Origin of the sequence: Streptomyces sp. NPDC052301 (assembly GCF_044593395.1) — a bacterium.
Classification (GTDB): domain Bacteria; phylum Actinomycetota; class Actinomycetes; order Streptomycetales; family Streptomycetaceae; genus Streptomyces.
Genome location: NZ_JBIUBE010000003.1, coordinates 171151 through 189709 on the forward strand (window position 1 = coordinate 171151; position 18559 = coordinate 189709).

At 71.9% G+C, this 18559-nt stretch carries 8 protein-coding genes; 3 read left to right on the top strand and 5 right to left on the bottom strand.

Features of this window, described 5'->3' with window-relative positions:
* The first annotated feature begins 40 nt into the window (after nt 1-40).
* Nucleotides 41-4057, top strand: coding sequence for a type I polyketide synthase (locus ACIHEJ_RS08120; protein ID WP_400133115.1), 4017 nt, complete (start codon nt 41-43; stop codon nt 4055-4057).
* Nucleotides 4058-4344: 287 nt separating this feature from the next.
* Here the strand turns inward: ACIHEJ_RS08120 and ACIHEJ_RS08125 are convergent, their stop codons facing one another.
* Together ACIHEJ_RS08125 and ACIHEJ_RS08130 are read right to left on the bottom strand one after the other, a co-directional pair.
* Complete coding sequence (locus tag ACIHEJ_RS08125) at nt 4345-5874, bottom strand: helix-turn-helix domain-containing protein (protein ID WP_400133116.1); 1530 nt, start codon at nt 5872-5874, stop codon at nt 4345-4347.
* A gap of 149 nt (nt 5875-6023) precedes the next feature.
* The gene (locus tag ACIHEJ_RS08130; RefSeq protein WP_400133118.1) at nt 6024-6356 is read right to left on the bottom strand and encodes a hypothetical protein; all 333 of its coding nucleotides are present in this window, start codon (nt 6354-6356) and stop codon (nt 6024-6026) included.
* Nucleotides 6357-6600: 244 nt separating this feature from the next.
* Between ACIHEJ_RS08130 and ACIHEJ_RS08135 the strand changes: the two genes are divergently transcribed.
* A complete protein-coding gene (locus tag ACIHEJ_RS08135; RefSeq protein WP_400133120.1) occupies nt 6601-9393 on the top strand; it encodes an aconitate hydratase in 2793 nt (930 codons plus the stop codon).
* A gap of 183 nt (nt 9394-9576) precedes the next feature.
* Here the strand turns inward: ACIHEJ_RS08135 and ACIHEJ_RS08140 are convergent, their stop codons facing one another.
* The 3 genes from ACIHEJ_RS08140 to dnaK all read right to left on the bottom strand — a co-directional run bounded on the left by ACIHEJ_RS08140 (nt 9577) and on the right by dnaK (nt 14654).
* Nucleotides 9577-12243 (bottom strand): SpoIIE family protein phosphatase, encoded by a 2667-nt coding sequence (locus tag ACIHEJ_RS08140; RefSeq protein WP_400133121.1) that lies wholly within the window; start codon nt 12241-12243, stop codon nt 9577-9579.
* 69 nt (nt 12244-12312) lie between these two features.
* The gene (gene grpE, locus ACIHEJ_RS08145) at nt 12313-12762 is read right to left on the bottom strand and encodes a nucleotide exchange factor GrpE (RefSeq protein ID WP_400133123.1); all 450 of its coding nucleotides are present in this window, start codon (nt 12760-12762) and stop codon (nt 12313-12315) included.
* Nucleotides 12763-12764: 2 nt separating this feature from the next.
* Nucleotides 12765-14654, bottom strand: coding sequence for a molecular chaperone DnaK (dnaK, locus tag ACIHEJ_RS08150; RefSeq protein WP_400133125.1), 1890 nt, complete (start codon nt 14652-14654; stop codon nt 12765-12767).
* Between the two features lie 516 nt (nt 14655-15170).
* On the opposite strand from dnaK, the gene ACIHEJ_RS08155 reads away from it, so the two are divergent.
* Nucleotides 15171-18524: a GH92 family glycosyl hydrolase gene (locus tag ACIHEJ_RS08155; RefSeq protein WP_400133127.1), complete on the top strand. Its 3354-nt coding sequence runs from the start codon at nt 15171-15173 to the stop codon at nt 18522-18524.
* Nucleotides 18525-18559: the final 35 nt, after the last annotated feature.

The window sequence follows — 18559 nt, forward strand, 5'->3', positions numbered from 1 at the left end:
ATGACCCGCTCCGACCGCGCTGGAAAGGCAGGACCGTGACGTGACGGGCACCGAGCAGAAGCTGGTCGACTACCTGAAGAAGGTCACCGCCGAGCTGCACGACACCCGCCGGCAGCTGCGCCGGGCCGAGTCGGCGAGCCGTGAACCCATCGCCGTCGTCGGGATGGCGTGCCGCTTCCCGGGCGGCGTGCGCACCCCGCGGGACCTGTGGCGCCTGGTCGTGGAGGAGCGCGACGTCATCACCGCCTTCCCGGCCGACCGCGGCTGGGACGTCGAGGGCATCTACGATCCCGACCCCGACCGGCCCGGCACCTGCTACGCCCGCGAGGGCGGATTCCTCGACGACGCGGCGCTGTTCGACGCGGAGTTCTTCGGCGTCTCCCCCCGCGAGGCCCTGGCGATGGACCCGCAGCAGCGGCTGCTGCTGGAGACCGCCTGGGAGGCGTTCGAGCACGCCGGGATCGACCCGACCGCCCTGCGCGGCAGCGACACCGGCGTGTTCACGGGCGTGGTCCACCACGACTACGCCACCCTCCAGGTGCCCGACGCCCTCGAGCCGTACCTCGTCACCGGGCTGTCCGGTGGCGTGGCGTCCGGCAGGATCGCGTACACGCTCGGCTTCGAGGGCCCGGCGGTCACCGTGGACACCGCCTGCTCCTCCTCCCTGGTCGCCCTGCACCAGGCCGCGCAGGCGCTGCGGTCCGGGGAGTGCGCGCTGGCCCTGGCCGGCGGGGTGACGGTGATGGCGACACCCCGCGCCTTCCTGTCGTTCAGCCGCCAGCGGGGTCTGTCGCCCGACGGGCGGTGCAGGGCGTTCGGCGCGGGCGCCGACGGCACCGGCTGGGGCGAGGGCGTCGGCATGCTGCTCGTGGAGCGGCTCTCCGACGCCCGCCGGCACGGCCACCGGGTGCTCGCGCTGCTGCGCGGCTCGGCGGTCAACCAGGACGGCGCCTCCAACGGCCTGTCGGCGCCCAACGGGCCCTCGCAGCAGCGCGTCATCCGCAAGGCCCTCGCCAACGCCGGCCTGTCCGCCCGGGACGTCGACGTCGTGGAGGGCCACGGCACCGGTACCCGGCTCGGCGACCCCATCGAGGCCCAGGCCCTGCTCGCCACGTACGGCAGCGAACGCGACCCGGGACGGCCGCTGCACCTCGGCTCCCTGAAGTCGAACATGGGCCACACGCAGGCCGCCGCCGGTGTGGGCGGCATCATCAAGATGGTCGAGGCGATGCGGCACGGTCTCCTGCCGCGCACCCTGCACGCCGACGACCCCACCCCCCACGTCGACTGGACCGCGGGCGCCGTCGAGCTGCTCACCCGGGCGCTCCCGTGGCCCGACACCGGCCGGCCGCGCCGCGCCGCGGTGTCGTCGTTCGGCATCAGCGGCACGAACGCCCATGTGATCCTGGAGGCCGCGCCCGACGCCGTGTCCGACCCCCGGTCCGGCCCCGCGCCCGACCCTGCTTCCCCGGCGGCGCCCGACGGTGGCACGGGCGTCACCGCCGCCGCCCTCCCGGTCGTCCCCTGGCCGCTCTCCGCCCGGGACGACCGCGCCCTGCGGCAGGGCATCACCCGGCTGCGGGCGCACCTGCGCGACACCCCGGCCGACCCGGCCGACGTGAGTCACACCCTGGCCCGCCGGGCCCTGTTCCGGCACCGGGCGGTGCTGCTGGCGGGCGGCACGACCGGCACCTCGGTCAGCGGGGTCGCCGTACCCGGCGGAACCGCCGTGCTGTTCCCCGGGCAGGGCAGTCAACGATCGGGTATGGGACGGGAGTTGTACGAGACGTTCCCCGAGTTCGCCGAGTCCTTCGACGCGGTCGCCGAGCTGACCGGGCTACCGCTGAAGGAGGTGGTCCTCGCGGCCGGAGCGCAGGACGGCCGCCTCGACCGGACCCGCTACGCGCAGCCCGCCCTGTTCGCGGTCGAGGTGTCGCTGTTCCGGCTGGTGCGCCGCCTCGGTGTGGACGTCCGGGCCGTGGTCGGCCACTCGGTGGGGGAGGTGGCCGCCGCCCATGTGGCGGGCGTGCTGTCCCTGGCCGACGCCTGCCGGCTGGTGGAGGCCCGGGGCCGGCTGATGGACGCGCTGCCGCCGGGCGGCGCCATGGCCGCGGTCGAGGTCCCCGAGGCGGAGGCGGTGGCGGCGCTGGCCGGCCGGACGGACCGGGTCGCCCTGGCCGCCGTCAACGGGCCGTCCTCGGTGGTGCTGTCCGGCGCGACGGACGAGGTGACGGAGCTGGTGGAGCGGTGGCGCGCCGCAGGGGTCCGGACCTCGCGCCTGAAGGTCAGTCACGCCTTCCACTCCCCGCTGATGGACCCCGTGCTGGCCGGGTTCCGCGAGGTCGTGGCGGGTCTGGAGCTGCGGCCGCCGACGCTGGCCGGGCTGCCCGAGGACGTCGTCGACCCCGAGTACTGGGTGAGCCACGTCAGCCGTCCGGTGCGGTTCGCGGACGCCGTCGAACGGGCCCGGGCCGCGGGCGTCGTGCGCTGGCTGGAGGCGGGCCCCGGCGGGGTGCTGACCGCGCTGGCCCGCAAGGTGGTGCCCGACGCCGAGGAGCGGGTGTTCGCCGCCGCGCTCCGCGCCGGCCGCCCCGAGGCCGAGTCCTTCCTCACGGCACTGGCCCAGTTGCACGTCGACGGCGGCACGGTCGACTGGACCCGCCTCGCCCACCCGCACGCCACCCTGGCCGACCTGCCCGCCTACCCCTTCCGGTACGGGCACTACTGGCTTCAGGACCGGGCCGGACGCAGCGTGCCGGCGGGACAGGGCACCGCGGCCGGCCAGGCCCGGGGCGGTACGGAGACGCCCACCGACCCCGCCGCTCTCGCCGCATCGCCCGCGGCCGGCGAATCCCCGCTCGCCGACACCGTCGGCCCCGCCTCCGCCCGTCCCCTCGTCCTCGGGCCGGCCGGGGCCGAGCGGCGGTCGGCGTTGCTCGACCTCGTGCGGGACGCGGTCGCACAGACGCTCGGGCACGAAGACGGCGACGCGATCGAGGCGGACCGCTCGCTGCAGGAGCTGGGCTTCGACTCGCTCACCGCGATCGAGCTGAGCACCCGGCTGGGACGCGCGCTCGGTCTCCGTCTGCCGGGCACGCTCGCGTTCGACCATGGGCACCCGGAGGCGATCGCGGCGCACCTCGACGAGCGGCTGCCCGACACCGGCACCACGGGCGCCGCCCCGGAGGGCGGACCGGCCGGGACGGACGACGGCGCGGCCGAGGGCTTGCTGACGCGGCTGTACCGGGAGGCCGCCGGCACCGGACGGCTCGACGAGGGCGCCGCTCTGCTGGAGTCCGCCGCGCGGCTGAAGGACACGTTCGCCGTGCCGGCCGAGGCGGGCACCCCGCCGGCGCCGGTCTGGTTCGGGCCCGGCGACGGACGGCCCGTGGCGCTGTGCCTGCCCTCGTTCAGCGCCGTCTCCGGCGTCCACGAGTACGCCCGTTTCGCCACGGGTCTCACCGACGCCTGGCGGGTCGGCGCGCTGCCGCACCCCGGCTTCCGCCCCGGACAACCGCTCCCGGCGAGCGTCGAGGCACTCGCCGAACTCCACGCCGGGGCCGTCCTGGAGGCGGCGGACGGCGCGCCCGTCCTGCTCGTCGGACGCTCGGCGGGCGGCTGGGTGGCACACGCGGTGGCAGCCGCCCTGGAACGCGCCGGCACGGCACCCGTCGGCGTCGCGCTCCTCGACACCCCGGCGAACGGCGGCGATCCCCGCGGTCACGCGGTGATGGTCCGCGGCATGCTGGAACGCGACAGCCGGCTCGTCACCCTCGACGACCACCGGCTGACCGCGATGGGCGCCTACTCGGCCCTCTTCCGGCCCTGGACCCCCGCCCCGGTCACGGCACCGACCCTGCTGGTCCTCGCCGCCGCGCCCTACGGGGACACCGGGGAGCGCATCGCGGCCTGGCCGCTCGCGCACGAGACCGTGGAGGTCACCGGCGATCACTTCACGATGCTGGAGGACCACGCGGCCACGACGGCCAAGGCGGTCGAGCACTGGGCGGCGGGCCTGCTGCCCCCGGCAGCTCCGGGTCCGGGTCACGTGTCCTGACGAGTACACCCGGAGCATGCGCAGCGGGCGGTCGGCGCCTGCCATCGCCGGCATCCGGCCCCGCTCCGGGGCCGGATGCCGGCGGGGTGAGCGTCAAGTAGCCGTGATCCGCGCGGGATTGACGGCGCGACACATGACCGAGGAGTAGCACATATGGCCAGTTGCCGGTACCGAGGCGACATGTACGAGCCGCTGCCACGAGTGGCGTCCGCAGGTGCCCCCGCGCCCCGTCGAGACCCATCCGTACAGGTCCGACGGGGTGCGGCGGCAGCGTGAAGGGCGGGCTCTCAGATGTCCCGGAAGATCTCGATCTGCGCCCCGATCGAGTTCAGGCGCTCGGCGAGGTCCTCGTAACCCCGGTTGATGACGTACACGTTGCGCAGCACCGACGTGCCCTCGGCCGCCATCATCGCCAGCAGCACGACCACCGCGGGGCGCAGCGCCGGCGGGCACATCATCTCGGCCGCGCGCCAGCGGGTCGGGCCCTCGACCAGAACCCGGTGCGGGTCGAGGAGCTGGAGCCGGCCGCCGAGGCGGTTGAGGTCGGTGAGGTAGATGGCGCGGTTGTCGTAGACCCAGTCGTGGATGAGGGTCTGGCCCTGCGCGGTGGCCGCGATGGCCGCGAAGAACGGGACGTTGTCGATGTTCAGGCCCGGGAAGGGCATGGGGTGGATCTTGTCGATCGGCGCCTCCAGCTTGGAGGGGCGGACCGTGAGGTCGACCAGACGGGTACGGCCGTTGTCCGCGAAGTACTCGGGGCTGCGGTCGTGGTCGAGGCCCATCTCCTCCAGGACCGCCAGCTCGATCTCCAGGAACTCGATGGGGACGCGGCGGACCGTCAGCTCCGACTCCGTGACGACCGCGGCGGCCAGCAGGCTCATCGCCTCGACCGGGTCCTCGGAGGGGGAGTAGTCCACGTCGACGTCGATGTTCGGCACGCCGTGCACGGTGAGCGTGGTGGTTCCGATGCCCTCGACCTTGACGCCGAGCGCCTCCAGGAAGAAGCACAGGTCCTGGACCATGTAGTTGGAGGAGGCGTTGCGGATGACCGTCACGCCGTCGTGGCGGGCGGCGGCCAGCAGCGCGTTCTCGGTCACGGTGTCGCCGCGCTCGGTCAGCACGATCGGACGGTCGGGGCGGACCGCGCGGTCGACCTGTGCGTGGTACTGGCCCTCGGTGGCCGCGATGTCCAGGCCGAACCGGCGCAGCGCGATCATGTGCGGTTCGATGGTCCGCGTGCCGAGGTCGCAGCCGCCGGCGTACGGCAGCTTGAAGTGGTCCATGCGGTGCAGCAGCGGACCGAGGAACATGATGATCGAACGGGTGCGGACGGCCGCCTCCGCGTCGATGGCCGCCATCTCCAGCTCGGCCGGCGGCACCAGCTCCAGGTCGACGCCGTCGTTGATCCAGCGGGTGCGCACGCCGATGGAGTTGAGCACCTCCAGCAGGCGGTACACCTCCTCGATGCGCGCCACCCGGCGCAGCACCGTGCGCCCCTTGTTGAGCAGCGAGGCGCACAGCAGGGCCACGCAGGCGTTCTTGCTGGTCTTCACGTCGATGGCGCCGGACAGACGGCGACCGCCGACGACGCGCAGATGCATCGGGCCCGCGTAGCCGAGCGAGACGATCTCGCTGTCCAGGGCCTCACCGATCCGGGCGATCATCTCAAGGCTGATGTTCTGGTTCCCGCGCTCGATGCGGTTGACCGCGCTCTGACTGGTGCCGAGCGCCTCCGCGAGCTGCGTCTGTGTCCAGCCTCGGTGTTGCCGGGCGTCACGGATGAGCTTGCCGATGCGTACGAGGTAGTCGTCTGCCATGAGGTTGAGGTTATCTCAGATATGAGATGGTGCTCGTTGGGGGGTCCATCCGGGTGACGCGGCGTCAGTGACCTGCGGAATCGCGGGACCTGTGCGATGGTGAGGGTGTTTCGTCCGATACCTGTCTCCTGTCCGGGTTTCCGCTGCAATCACGGGGAAACCACCGAACTCCTCGCGTACTCCCGGGCGAAGAACAGGGGCGGCTCGAAGCGAACCGCGGGGACCGGGTCCGCGGCGTGCGTCGGCGTGGCGCGGGTGACGGTGTAGCGGACCCGCTCGACGGTGCCGTGGTCGTCGCGGACCTCGAGCACCCCGGGCTCGGGGCAGTGCCACGAGAACCTCGTGACGTCCTCGCCGAGCGCGTTCGCCACCGTCCCGCCGCCCCGTCCGTCGCCGCGGAACTCCAGCATCGAGGACTCCATGACGCCGTGGTCGAAGGGGGCGCTGTCCCAGTGTCCGATCAGTGCGGTGTCGCGACGCATGCGCCGATCCTCGCAGGGGGTCGTGTGAGGCATGCCACCGACGACCGGCGTGCCCCGGCCGGTCCGGGCATGACCATCCAGCGGCCATGTACTAGTGTTATCTCGACATCGAGATATCTGCCAGGTGCACCGCAGCCGCCACCCACTAAGGGTTGCCTAACTTAGCCTTACCTCAGCGGATCGGCCAGACCGGCGTGGCGGCACGATTGACGGTGGTACGCGCACATCAATGAAGGAGACTGTCGTGTCGGCGAACAGCTTCGACGCCCGCAGCACGCTGCAGGTGGGCGACGAGTCGTACGAGATCTTCCGGCTGGACAAGGTGGAGGGCTCGGCCCGCCTGCCGTACAGCCTCAAGGTCCTGCTGGAGAACCTGCTCCGCACGGAGGACGGCGCGAACATCACCGCCGACCACATCCGCGCCCTCGGCGGCTGGGACTCCCAGGCCCAGCCCAGCCAGGAGATCCAGTTCACGCCGGCCCGCGTGATCATGCAGGACTTCACCGGCGTGCCCTGTGTCGTGGACCTCGCGACCATGCGTGAGGCCGTGAAGGAGCTCGGCGGCGACCCCGCCAAGATCAACCCGCTGGCCCCGGCCGAGCTGGTCATCGACCACTCCGTCATCGCCGACAAGTTCGGCACCAACGACGCCTTCAAGCAGAACGTCGAGCTGGAGTACGGCCGCAACAAGGAGCGCTACCAGTTCCTGCGCTGGGGCCAGACCGCCTTCGACGAGTTCAAGGTCGTCCCGCCCGGCACCGGCATCGTCCACCAGGTGAACATCGAGCACCTGGCCCGCGTCGTCATGGTCCGCGACGGCAAGGCCTACCCGGACACCCTGGTCGGCACCGACTCGCACACCACCATGGTCAACGGCCTCGGCGTCCTCGGCTGGGGCGTCGGCGGCATCGAGGCCGAGGCCGCCATGCTCGGCCAGCCGGTCTCCATGCTCATCCCGCGCGTCGTCGGCTTCAAGCTGACCGGCGAGCTGCCCGCCGGCACCACCGCCACCGACCTCGTGCTCACCATCACCGAGATGCTGCGCAAGCACGGTGTGGTCGGCAAGTTCGTCGAGTTCTACGGCGAGGGCGTCGCCGCCACCTCGCTCGCCAACCGCGCCACCATCGGCAACATGTCGCCGGAGTTCGGCTCCACCGCCGCGATCTTCCCGATCGACGACGAGACCCTGAAGTACCTCCGTCTGACCGGCCGCTCCGAGCAGCAGGTCGCGCTCGTCGAGGCCTACGCCAAGCAGCAGGGCCTCTGGCTGGACCCGCAGGCCGAGCCGGACTTCTCCGAGAAGCTCGAGCTGGACCTGTCCACGGTCGTCCCGTCCATCGCCGGCCCGAAGCGCCCGCAGGACCGCATCGTCCTCGCCGAGGCCGCCCGGCAGTTCGCCAAGGACGTCCTCAACTACGTCGAGGTGCCCGCCACGCCGCAGAGCACGGCCGCCTCCCCGGTCGACGAGGCCAGCGACGAGTCCTTCCCGGCCTCCGACGCCCCGGCCTACGGCCACCAGGAGAACGGTGCGGGCGCCCCGCAGCACGGCGAGGGCACCGGTGCCGTACCGTCCAACCCGGTCCGGGTGACCGCCCCCGACGGCACCACCTACGAGCTGGACCACGGTGCGGTGACGGTCGCGGCCATCACCTCCTGCACCAACACCTCCAACCCGTACGTCATGGTCGCCGCCGCGCTGGTGGCCAAGAAGGCGGTCGAGAAGGGCCTGACCCGCAAGCCGTGGGTCAAGACCACCCTCGCCCCGGGTTCCAAGGTCGTCACCGACTACTTCGAGAAGGCGGGCCTGACCCCGTACCTCGACAAGGTCGGCTTCAACCTCGTCGGCTACGGCTGCACCACCTGCATCGGCAACTCCGGCCCGCTGCCGGAGGAGGTCTCCAAGGCCGTCAACGACCACGACCTCGCCGTCACCTCGGTCCTCTCCGGCAACCGGAACTTCGAGGGCCGCATCAACCCCGACGTCAAGATGAACTACCTGGCGTCGCCGCCGCTGGTCGTCGCGTACGCCCTCGCGGGCTCCATGAAGGTGGACATCACCCGGGACGCCCTCGGCACCGACCAGGACGGCAACCCGGTCTTCCTGAAGGACATCTGGCCCTCCGAGGCCGAGGTCAACGAGGTCGTCGCGAGCGCCATCGGCGAGGACATGTTCGCCAAGTCCTACAGCGACGTCTTCGCGGGCGACGCCCAGTGGCAGGCGCTGCCGATCCCGACCGGCAACACCTTCGAGTGGGACCCGCAGTCCACCTACGTCCGCAAGCCCCCGTACTTCGAGGGCATGACGATGGACACCACCCCGGTCTCGGACATCTCCGGCGCCCGTGTCCTCGCCAAGCTGGGCGACTCGGTCACCACCGACCACATCTCCCCGGCCGGTGCCATCAAGGCCGACACCCCGGCCGGCCAGTACCTCACCGAGCACGGTGTGGAGCGTCGTGACTTCAACAGCTACGGCTCGCGCCGCGGCAACCACGAGGTCATGATCCGCGGTACGTTCGCCAACATCCGCCTGCGCAACCAGATCGCGCCGGGCACCGAGGGCGGCTACACCCGCGACTTCACGCAGGACGGCGGCCCGGTCTCCTTCATCTACGACGCCTCGCAGAACTACCAGGCCGCCGGCATCCCGCTGGTCGTCCTGGCCGGCAAGGAGTACGGCTCCGGCTCGTCCCGCGACTGGGCGGCCAAGGGCACCGCGCTGCTCGGCGTCAAGGCCGTCATCGCCGAGTCCTACGAGCGCATCCACCGTTCGAACCTCATCGGCATGGGCGTCCTGCCGCTGCAGTTCCCGGAGGGTGCCACCGCCGAGTCCCTCGGCCTGACCGGCGAGGAGACCTTCTCCATCACCGGCGTCGTGGAGCTCAACAACGGCACCACCCCGCGCACGGTCAAGGTCACCACCGACACCGGTGTCGAGTTCGACGCGGTCGTCCGCATCGACACCCCCGGTGAGGCCGACTACTACCGCAACGGCGGCATCATGCAGTACGTGCTGCGCAGCCTGATCCGCAAGTAAACACCGCGGCACGGCCGTACAGGGCCGCATCCCCGGCAGCGGGGGTGCGGCCCTTCGCCGTCCTGGGCCCCGCCGCCCCGGCCTCCCCCCGGAACCGCCCGTCGCCGAACCGTCGCCCCCGGACGGGCCCCTGGCCCCGGCACCCCGCGTCCCGGCCGCTGCACAGCCCCTGCTGACCGCGCCCTACGGCAGCGGCTGCTCCGCCCAGATCACCTTTCCCTGCGGGTTGTACCGCACCCCCCAGCGCTCCGTGACCTGCGACACCAGGAACAAGCCCCGGCCGCCCTCGTCGGTCGTCGCGGCGTACCGCAGATGCGGCGAGGTGCTGCTGCCGTCGGCGACCTCGCAGATCAGCGCACGGTCACGGATCAGGCGCAGCCGGATCGGATCGGAGCCGTAGCGGATCGCATTGGTGATCAGCTCGCTCAGGACCAGCTCCGTGCCGAAGCCCAGCTCCGTCAGACCCCACTCGTCCATCTTCTCGGACACGGCGAGCCGCATCCCCGACACGGCGGCCGGATCCCGTGGCACGTCCCACTCGGCGACCCGGTCGGACGCCAGCGCCCGGGTACGCGCCACGAGCAGCGCGACATCGTCCTTGGGCCGCCCCGGCAGCAGCTCCTCCAGCACCGCCCGGCAGCTCTCGTCCGGCGACCGTTCGGGGTGGCCCGCCAGCGACTGGCGCAGCAGCTCCATGCCGACGTCCAGGTCGCGGTTGCGGTCCTCGATCAGGCCGTCGGTGTACAGCACCAGCTGGGTGCCCTCGGCGAGCTCCAGCTCCGCCGTCTGGAACGGCATGCCGCCGATGCCGAGGGGCGGCCCGGCCGGCAGATCGGCGAACGTGACACTTCCGTCCGGACCCACCAGTGCCGGCGCCAGGTGCCCCGCCCGCGCCATGGTGCAGCGCCGCGTCACCGGATCGTAGATCGCGTACAGGCAGGTGGCACCGGCTATCTCCGCCGCCGTCCCCGCGGACGTCTCGTCCTGGTCGATGCGGCCGACCAGGTCGTCCAGGTGACTCAGCAGCTCGTCGGGCGGCAGGTCGAGCGTGGAGAAGTTGTGCACCGCGGTGCGCAGCCGTCCCATCGTGGCGGCGGCGTGCAGACCGTGACCGACCACGTCACCGACGACCAGCGCCACCCGGCTCCCCGGCAGCGGGATCACGTCGAACCAGTCCCCGCTCACCCCCGACTGCGCGGGAATGTAGCGGTACCCGACGTCGAGGGCGCTCTGCTCGGGCAGGGCCCGCGGCAGCAGACTGCGCTGCAGGGTGACCGCCACGGCGTGCTCACGGGTGTACCGGCGGGCGTTGTCGATGCTGACCGCCGCGCGGGCCACCAGCTCCTCCGCCAACGACAGGTCCTCCTCGTCGAAGGGGTCCCGCTTGGCCCGGTAGAAGTTCGCCATCCCCAGTACGACACCCCGGGCCCGGATCGGCGCGACGATGAGCGACTGGATGCCGTACCGCAGGATGTCGCGGGTGCGCTGCGGATCCTGCGCCCGCCAGCCCGGCGCGCCGGACAGGTCGGTCACCAGCTCCGAGTGACCGCTGCCGTAGCCGCGGGCCTGGGGCGTGGACGGCAGGAAGTGGATCAGCCGGTCCTTCTCGTACAGCGGATGATCGTCCCGTACCCCGTGTACGGCGATACGCCGCAGGTCCGTCGAGGAGTTCCCGGGCTCTTCCCCCTGCAGCACCGCGTCGGCCAGGTCCACGGTGACGAAGTCGGCGAAACGCGGCACCGCGACCCGCGCCAGCTCGTCCGCCGTGCGCGCCACGTCCAGGGTGGTGCCCACCTCGAGCCCCGCGTCGTACAACAGCTTGAGCCGTTCCCGGGCGACCTCCGCCCGGCCGGACACCGCCTGCAGCTCGGTGGAGTCGCGGAGGGTCACCACCGTGCCCCCGGAACATCCCGCCCGGTCCGTGGGCCGCTGGTTGACCGCCAGCAGCCGCTCCCCGGCGAACAGCACCTCGTCGGTGACCTCACGCCCGGAGGACAGCAGCTCCACCACGTCCGCCTCCAGGCCCGGCAGCTCCGACACATGCCGCCCCTCCGCCGTGGCCGGCAGCTCCAGCAGCCGCCTGGCCTCGTCGTTGACCAGCAGCAGCCGCCCGTCGGCACCGACGATGAGCACCCCTTCCCGCACCGAGTGCAGCACCGTGTCGTGGTGCTCGTACATCCGGGTCATCTCGTCCGCGGCCAGGCTGTGGGTCTGCCGCCGCAGCCGTCTGCCCACCAGCGCCGTGCCCCCGGTCGACACCACGAGCGCCGCGGCCCCGGCGGTCAGGATGATCGGCAGCTGCCGGTCCACCTCGCTGGTGACGTTCTTGACCTTCAGCCCCGCGGAGACCAGCCCGATCACCTTGCCGTGGTCGTCCACCGGCACGGTCGCCTGCACCTCGTGGCCGAGCGGGCCGTGCACGCTCTCGGTGTAGACCTTCCCGGCCAGCGAGGGAGCGATCTGACCCACGAACCGCTTGCCGATCTTGCTCGGGATCGGGTGGGTGTAGCGGATGCCCTTGGTGTCCATGACCACGATGAAGTCGACCCCCGCGGCCTTGCGGCCCGCCTCGGTGAGCGGCTGGAGGATCTTCGACGGATCGGGGGACTTCATCGCCTGCTGGACGCCGGGGGAGTGCGCGAAGGTCTGGGCGACGGCGATGGACCTGCGCCGGGCCTCCGCACTGGTGTCCCGCTCCGACTGCAGGACCAGAGCCAGGACGCCGCACAGCACGAGCACCACCACCAGAGCCACCTGCAGGACGAACACCTGCCCGGCGACGCTCCGTGGGCTCCTGCCGATCACAGAGCGCCAGGACAGGCGCCTGAATCGGGCGATTACTGCCGACATGCGGTCTTTGTAGCACCGGCGTTTCCCGGGTGGCTACGGTAGGTCCACGAGCTGGACGTATGTTCCATGTCACACCGGTCCGGTGACCGCCACGAACGCGGGGCGCAGCAACCGGTCCCCGACCCGGTACCCCGAACGCAGAATCTCCGCGCAGACCAGCCCCTCGGCGGCCTGTGACGCATGGTGGACGGCCGCCTCGTGACACGCCGGATCGAACAGGTCTCCCTCCTCCCCGAACCCCTGCACCCCCAGCGCGCCCAGCTGGGCCCACAAGGTGTCCACGATGTCCTTCAGACCTGGGGTCAGCGGCTCGTGCGCGCACGCCCGGTCGACGGCGTCCAGCACCGGCACCAGCGCCGTCAGCACGTTGGCGACGGCGATCTCCCGCACCGCCATCCGGTCCCGCCGCACCTGCTTGCGGTAGTTGTCGTACTCCGCCTTCACCCGTTGCAGATCGGCCGTGCGCTCCGCCAGCAGCCGCTCGGCCTCGCCCCCGCCGTCCCTCCGGGTCGCGTCCATGATCAGCCCGCCTCCGGCTTGTCGTCGTCGACGATCTCGGCGTCCACCACGTCCTCCTCCCCGCCGGGTGCGGCACCCGAGCCGGACCCGGCTCCCGCGCCGGCACCGGAGCCCTCCGCGGCGTCCGAGGCCGGCTGCTCCGCCCGCGCCCGGTCGTACAACGCCGTGCCGATCTTCTGGGCGGCCTGCGCCGCAGCGTCCGTGGCCCGCTGGATCGCCGCCGTGTCCTCCGACTTCAGCTGCTCCTTCAGTTCCGCCAGCGCCGTCTCCGTCTCCGACTTCGCGTCCGCCGGGATCCGGTCCGGGTTGTCCCTGATCAGCTTCTCGGTGGAGTAGACGAGCTGCTCCGCCCGGTTCCGGGTCTCCGCGGCCTCCCGGCGCAGCCGGTCCTCCTCCGCGTGCTGCTCGGCCTCCCGGACCATCCGGTCGATGTCGTTGCGCGGCAGCGCCGAACCACCGGTCACCGTCATCTTCTGCTCCCTGCCGGTGCCGAGGTCCTTCGCCGAGACGTGCATGATCCCGTTGGCGTCGATGTCGAAGGCCACCTCGATCTGCGGCACACCGCGCGGCGCCGGCGGCAGACCGGTCAGCTCGAACATGCCGAGCTTCTTGTTGTACGCGGCGATCTCCCGCTCGCCCTGGAAGACCTGGATCTGCACCGACGGCTGGTTGTCCTCGGCCGTGGTGAAGATCTCCGACCGCTTCGTCGGAATGGTCGTGTTCCGCTCGATCAGCTTGGTCATGATGCCGCCCTTGGTCTCGATGCCCAGGGACAGCGGGGTGACGTCGAGCAGCAGGACGTCCTTGACCTCGCCCTTCAGCACGCCCGCCTGCAGGCTGGCACCGACCGCCACCACCTCGTCGGGGTTCACCCCCTTGTGCGGCTCCTTGCCGGTCAGCTCCTTCACCAGCTCCGTCACCGCCGGCATCCGCGTCGAGCCGCCCACGAGCACCACATGGTCGATGTCGGACACCTTGATCCCGGCGTCCTTCACCGCCTGGTGGAACGGCCCCTTGCAGCGATCCAGAAGATCCGCCGTCAGCTGCTCGAACTGAGCACGGGTCAGCTTCTCGTCCAGGTGCAGCGGACCCTCCGCGGAGGCCGTGATGTACGGCAGGTTCAACGAGGTCTCGCTCGACGACGACAGCTCGATCTTGGCCCGCTCCGCCGCCTCCCGCAGCCGCTGCACGGCCATCTTGTCCCGGGACAGGTCGACGCCGTAGCCGTTCCTGAACTGCGTCACCAGATGGTCCACGATCCGCTGGTCCCAGTCGTCACCGCCGAGAAGCGTGTCACCGTTGGTGGCCTTCACCTCGATGACGCCCTCGCCCATCTCCAGCAGCGACACGTCGAACGTTCCGCCGCCCAGGTCGAAGACGAGGACCGTCTGGTCGTTCTCCTTGTCCAGGCCGTACGCCAGCGCCGCCGCCGTCGGCTCGTTGATGATCCGCAGGACCTGCAGACCCGCGATCTCCCCGGCCTCCTTCGTCGCCTGCCGCTGGGCGTCGTCGAAGTAGGCCGGCACGGTGATCACGGCATCGGTGACGTCCTCGCCCAGATACGCCTCCGCGTCCCGCTTCAGCTTCTGCAGCACCCGCGCGGAGATCTCCTGCGCCGTGTACCGCTTGCCGTCGATGTCACCCTGCTCCGGGAACCGCCAGCCGTGATCGCCCACATGCCGCTTCACCGAACGTGCCGTGCGCTCCACGTTCGTCACGGCCTGCCGCTTGGCGACCTCACCGACCAGCACTTCCCCGTTCTTGGCGAAGGCCACGACCGACGGTGTGGTCCGCGCCCCTTCCGTGTTCGTGATGACGGTGGGCTCGCCGCCCTCGAGAACCGAGACCACCGAGTTCGTCGTACCGAGATCGATACCGACCGGACGTGCCATCTGCGCTCACCCTCCTCGCCTCCAAGGAAGGACCCTCTTCTCACCAGCATAGGTTTCCGGCGCCCGACCGCCGCGCGGACGTTCTCCCCTCGCTCTCGGCGCCGACTTCACCGGGACATGGCATGGGAGCGCTCCCATGGGCGAGATGCCCCTCTGTCGGGCGGGTCGGGGCGCGCTCTGGGCGGACCCGGTGGCCATGCGCACCGGGTCCGCGAGCCGGGCAGGTGAGGGGGGTGGGGAACCTGCCCGGGGGACATGGTCTGTACGGCGACGGAAAAAGGTGGCTTGGGCGTCGCCAGAGGTGCGCGACAACGTTGTCCTATGGTCTGTACATGACTCTACCGCCTCAACGGACAACGATGTCAACCCACTTGGGGTAGCCCGGCCGAGTGAACCCGGCCGTGAGCTTGCGGAGGCGTACGCGGTCTTCCGTGGTACCGGTGGCGCACGTTACTGTCCCTGCGGCTTGTGCGACCCGTGGTGCGCGACCCGTCCGTAAGGAGGAAGGGCCGCGTCATGCGTTTCAGACCCACGTCCCTGCTGCTCGCCGCGCTCCTCGCGACCTGCGGCACCGCCACACCCGCCCTCGCGGCGACCGCCGCACCCCCCGGCCTCGTCAAGGATCCCACCCCGTACGTCGATCCGCTGATCGGCACCAAGAACGGCGGCGACGTCTTCCCCGGAGCCGTCGTGCCCTTCGGCATGCTCTCCTGGAGCCCGGAGAACACCCGGGGCGACGCCACCAGGACCGCGGCCCCCGGCGGCTACCAGTACGACGCCGCCCGCATCCGGGGCTTCAGCCTCACCCACATGTCCGGCACCGGCTGTGCGGGCGGCAGCGGCGACATCCCGTTCTTCCCCTACGCCGGCGAGGTCACCTCCTCCCCGGCGAGCGACACCAAGGACGCCGTCTACGCCTCGGACTTCCGCCACACCGACGAGACCGCCGAACCCGGCCACTACCGGGTGGGCCTCGCCTCCGGAGTCACCGCCGACCTCACCGCCACCACCCGCACCGGCTCGGCCCGCTTCACCTTCCCGGACGGCAGACCCGCCTCCCTGCTGGTGCGCACCGCCAACTCCGAGGTGGGCTCGGAGAGTTCGACGGTCACCATCGACCCTGAGCACCGTACGATCTCCGGATCCGTCACCTCCGGCGACTTCTGCGGCTACCTCGACCCCGAAGGCCAACGCGCCTACTACACCCTGTACTTCACCGCACACATCGACCGCGCCTTCAAGGCGACCGGCACCTGGCAGGACGACCGGCTCGACCCCGGCTCCCGCCAGGCCTCCGGTGGCACGGGCGGCTTCACGCACGGTGGCCGGCCCGTCGCGGGCAAGGGCGCGGGCGGCTACGTCGAGTTCGCGCCCGGCACCGGACCGGTGCACGTCAAGGTAGGGATCTCCTACGTCAGCGAGGCGGCGGCCGAGGCCAACCTCACCGCCGAGAACCCGCCGGGCCGCTCCTTCGACGCGGTCAGGGCCGCGGCCCGGCGCGCCTGGCGCGACCGTCTCGGCGCGGTCCGGGTGGGCGGCGGCACGGACACCGAGCGCACCACCTTCTACACCGCGCTGTACCACGCGCTGCTGCACCCGAACGTCATCAGCGATGCCGATGGCAGGTACCGGGGGGCGGACGGCCGGGTGCACACGGTCGGCGCGTCGCGGCGTGCCGCGGACGGTCCACCGCATACGGCCGCCGCGCGACGGCATGGTGAAGACAGTGGGCCGTACACCGCCGACCGTCGGCAGCATGCGCAGTACGGCACCTTCTCCGGCTGGGACGTTTACCGCGACCAACTCCAGCTCCTCACCCTCCTCGACCCCCGCACCGGCTCCGACATCGCCCAGTCGCTGTACACACTCGCCCAGCAGAACGGCGGGGTCTGGGACCGCTGGCTGCACGGCGCGAGCGGCACCCACGTCATGAACGGCGACCCCTCGGCGACCGCACTCGCCGGCATCCGGGCCTTCGGCGGCACGGACTTCGACCTCGAGGGTGCCCTCCGCTCCCTCGTGAAGGCGGCGACCGTACCCACCGCGCAGGACCTGTCCCCGGCCGGGAAACCGGTGCTGTCGGCGGGCCAGCGCCCCTCGCTCGACAAGTATCTGAAACTGCACTACATGCCGAGCGTCTCCAACGCCTGGGGCGGCGCGGCCGAGACCCTGGAGATGTCCACGGCCGACTTCTCCCTCTCCCGACTCGCCCGCGCGGCAGGGGAGAAGGACACGGCGACCGCCTTCGCCCGCCGCGCCCAGTGGTGGCAGAACAACTTCGACATCGCCGCCGATCCCTCTGGCGGATACATCGCCGACCGCAGGGCCGACGGCAGCTGGGTCACCGGCTTCACCCCCGGCACCGGCACCGGTTTCGTCGAGGGGACGGCCGCGCAGTACACCTGGATGGTCCCGCACGACCCTGCGGGCCTGTTCGCCGCGATGGGCGGCCGGGACAAGGCCCTCGCCCGGCTGGACGACTTCTTCCACGACGCCGACGGCGGCTGGGCCTTCACCGGCAGCGGCGGCACCAAGTCGGAGCTGGACAACGAACCTTCGATCAACGTCCCCTACCTGTACGACTACGCCGGCGCGCCCTACAGGACGCAGGAGACCGTCCGCGCGGCGATGCGGCAGCTGTGGACCACCGAGCCGGGTGGCATCCCCGGCAACGACGACCTCGGCGCCATGTCGTCCTGGTACGTCTTCTCCGCCCTCGGCATGTATCCACAGGTGCCGTCCCGCGCCGAACTCGTGCTCGCCTCGCCGCTCTTCGAGCGCGTGGAGATCCACCGCCCGCAGGGGAACGACATCTCCGTCCGCGCGCCCGGAGCGGCGGCCGACGCCCCCTACGTCCGGTCCCTGAAGGTCGACGGCCGTGCCAGCGACCGGCCGTGGCTGCCCGCGTCCTTCGTGCGCGACGGCGGCCGGCTGGACTACAGGCTCTCCGCCACCCCGGACCGCTCCTGGGGCGCGGACAGCCCTCCGCCCTCGTTCCGGGAGGGCGAGCAGCCGTACCAGATCGGTGTCGGCCCGACCGCCGCCACCCTCGCTCCCGGCGGCAGCACGAAGATCGGTGTCCGCGCGGTGTCGCTGACCGGCGGCTCCGGACCCGCGGTGCACTTCGCGGTGGACACCCCGGCCGGCGTCACGGCCACGCCCGCCGAGGGCACGGTCACCGACGGCGCGCGGGAGATCACCCTGATGGCCGCGAAGGACGCCGCCCAGGGCTTCGCCGACGTCACGGTCACGGTGACCTCGGGCGACACGTCCTACCGGCAGCCGGTCGCGCTGACCGTCGCCGCCCCGGGAACCCTGCTCGCGGCCTACGACACCACCGGCGTCTCCGACGACGCGGGCGACCACTCCGAGGCCGACTTCGACGGTGGCGGCTGGAGCTACTCCCGCCAGGCCCTCGCGGCGGCCGGTCTCAGCGCGGGCGGGCGGGGCACGGTCGACGGACTCACCTTCACCTGGCCCGACTCGCCCGCCGGCCGCCCCGACGACGCCTCCGGCGCCGGCCAGACCATCGAACTGACCGAGCCCGCCGCCAGGTTGTCGTTCGTCGGCAGCGCGGTCAACGGCAACCAGCAAGCCCGGGCGACCGTCACCTACACCGACGGCACGACCGGCACCGTCGACCTGTCCTTCACCGACTGGACGGTGGGCGGCGGAGGCGGCACCGTCCAGTACGGCAACGAGGTCGTCGCCGAGGCGGCGTACCGCAACGTCGCGGGCGCGGACAAGGACCCGGTGACGACGTACGTCTTCGCCACCAAGCCGTTCACCGCGCCGGACGGGAAGACCATCGGCAGCGTCCGGCTCCCGGACGACGCCGACCTGCACGTGTTCACGCTGGCCACCGGCTGAGACCGGGCACACGGAGGGGGCGGACCCGGACGGGC

What these genes read in the sequence shown, in the direction of transcription:
- ACIHEJ_RS08125 (WP_400133116.1), bottom strand. Translation starts at nt 5,874, where the DNA reads ATGGCAGACGACTACCTCGTACGCATCGGCAAGCTCATCCGTGACGCC.
- ACIHEJ_RS08130 (WP_400133118.1), bottom strand. Translation starts at nt 6,356, where the DNA reads ATGCGTCGCGACACCGCACTGATCGGACACTGGGACAGCGCCCCCTTC.
- ACIHEJ_RS08140 (WP_400133121.1), bottom strand. Translation starts at nt 12,243, where the DNA reads ATGTCGGCAGTAATCGCCCGATTCAGGCGCCTGTCCTGGCGCTCTGTG.
- grpE (WP_400133123.1), bottom strand. Translation starts at nt 12,762, where the DNA reads ATGGACGCGACCCGGAGGGACGGCGGGGGCGAGGCCGAGCGGCTGCTG.
- dnaK (WP_400133125.1), bottom strand. Translation starts at nt 14,654, where the DNA reads ATGGCACGTCCGGTCGGTATCGATCTCGGTACGACGAACTCGGTGGTC.
- ACIHEJ_RS08155 (WP_400133127.1), top strand. Translation starts at nt 15,171, where the DNA reads ATGCGTTTCAGACCCACGTCCCTGCTGCTCGCCGCGCTCCTCGCGACC.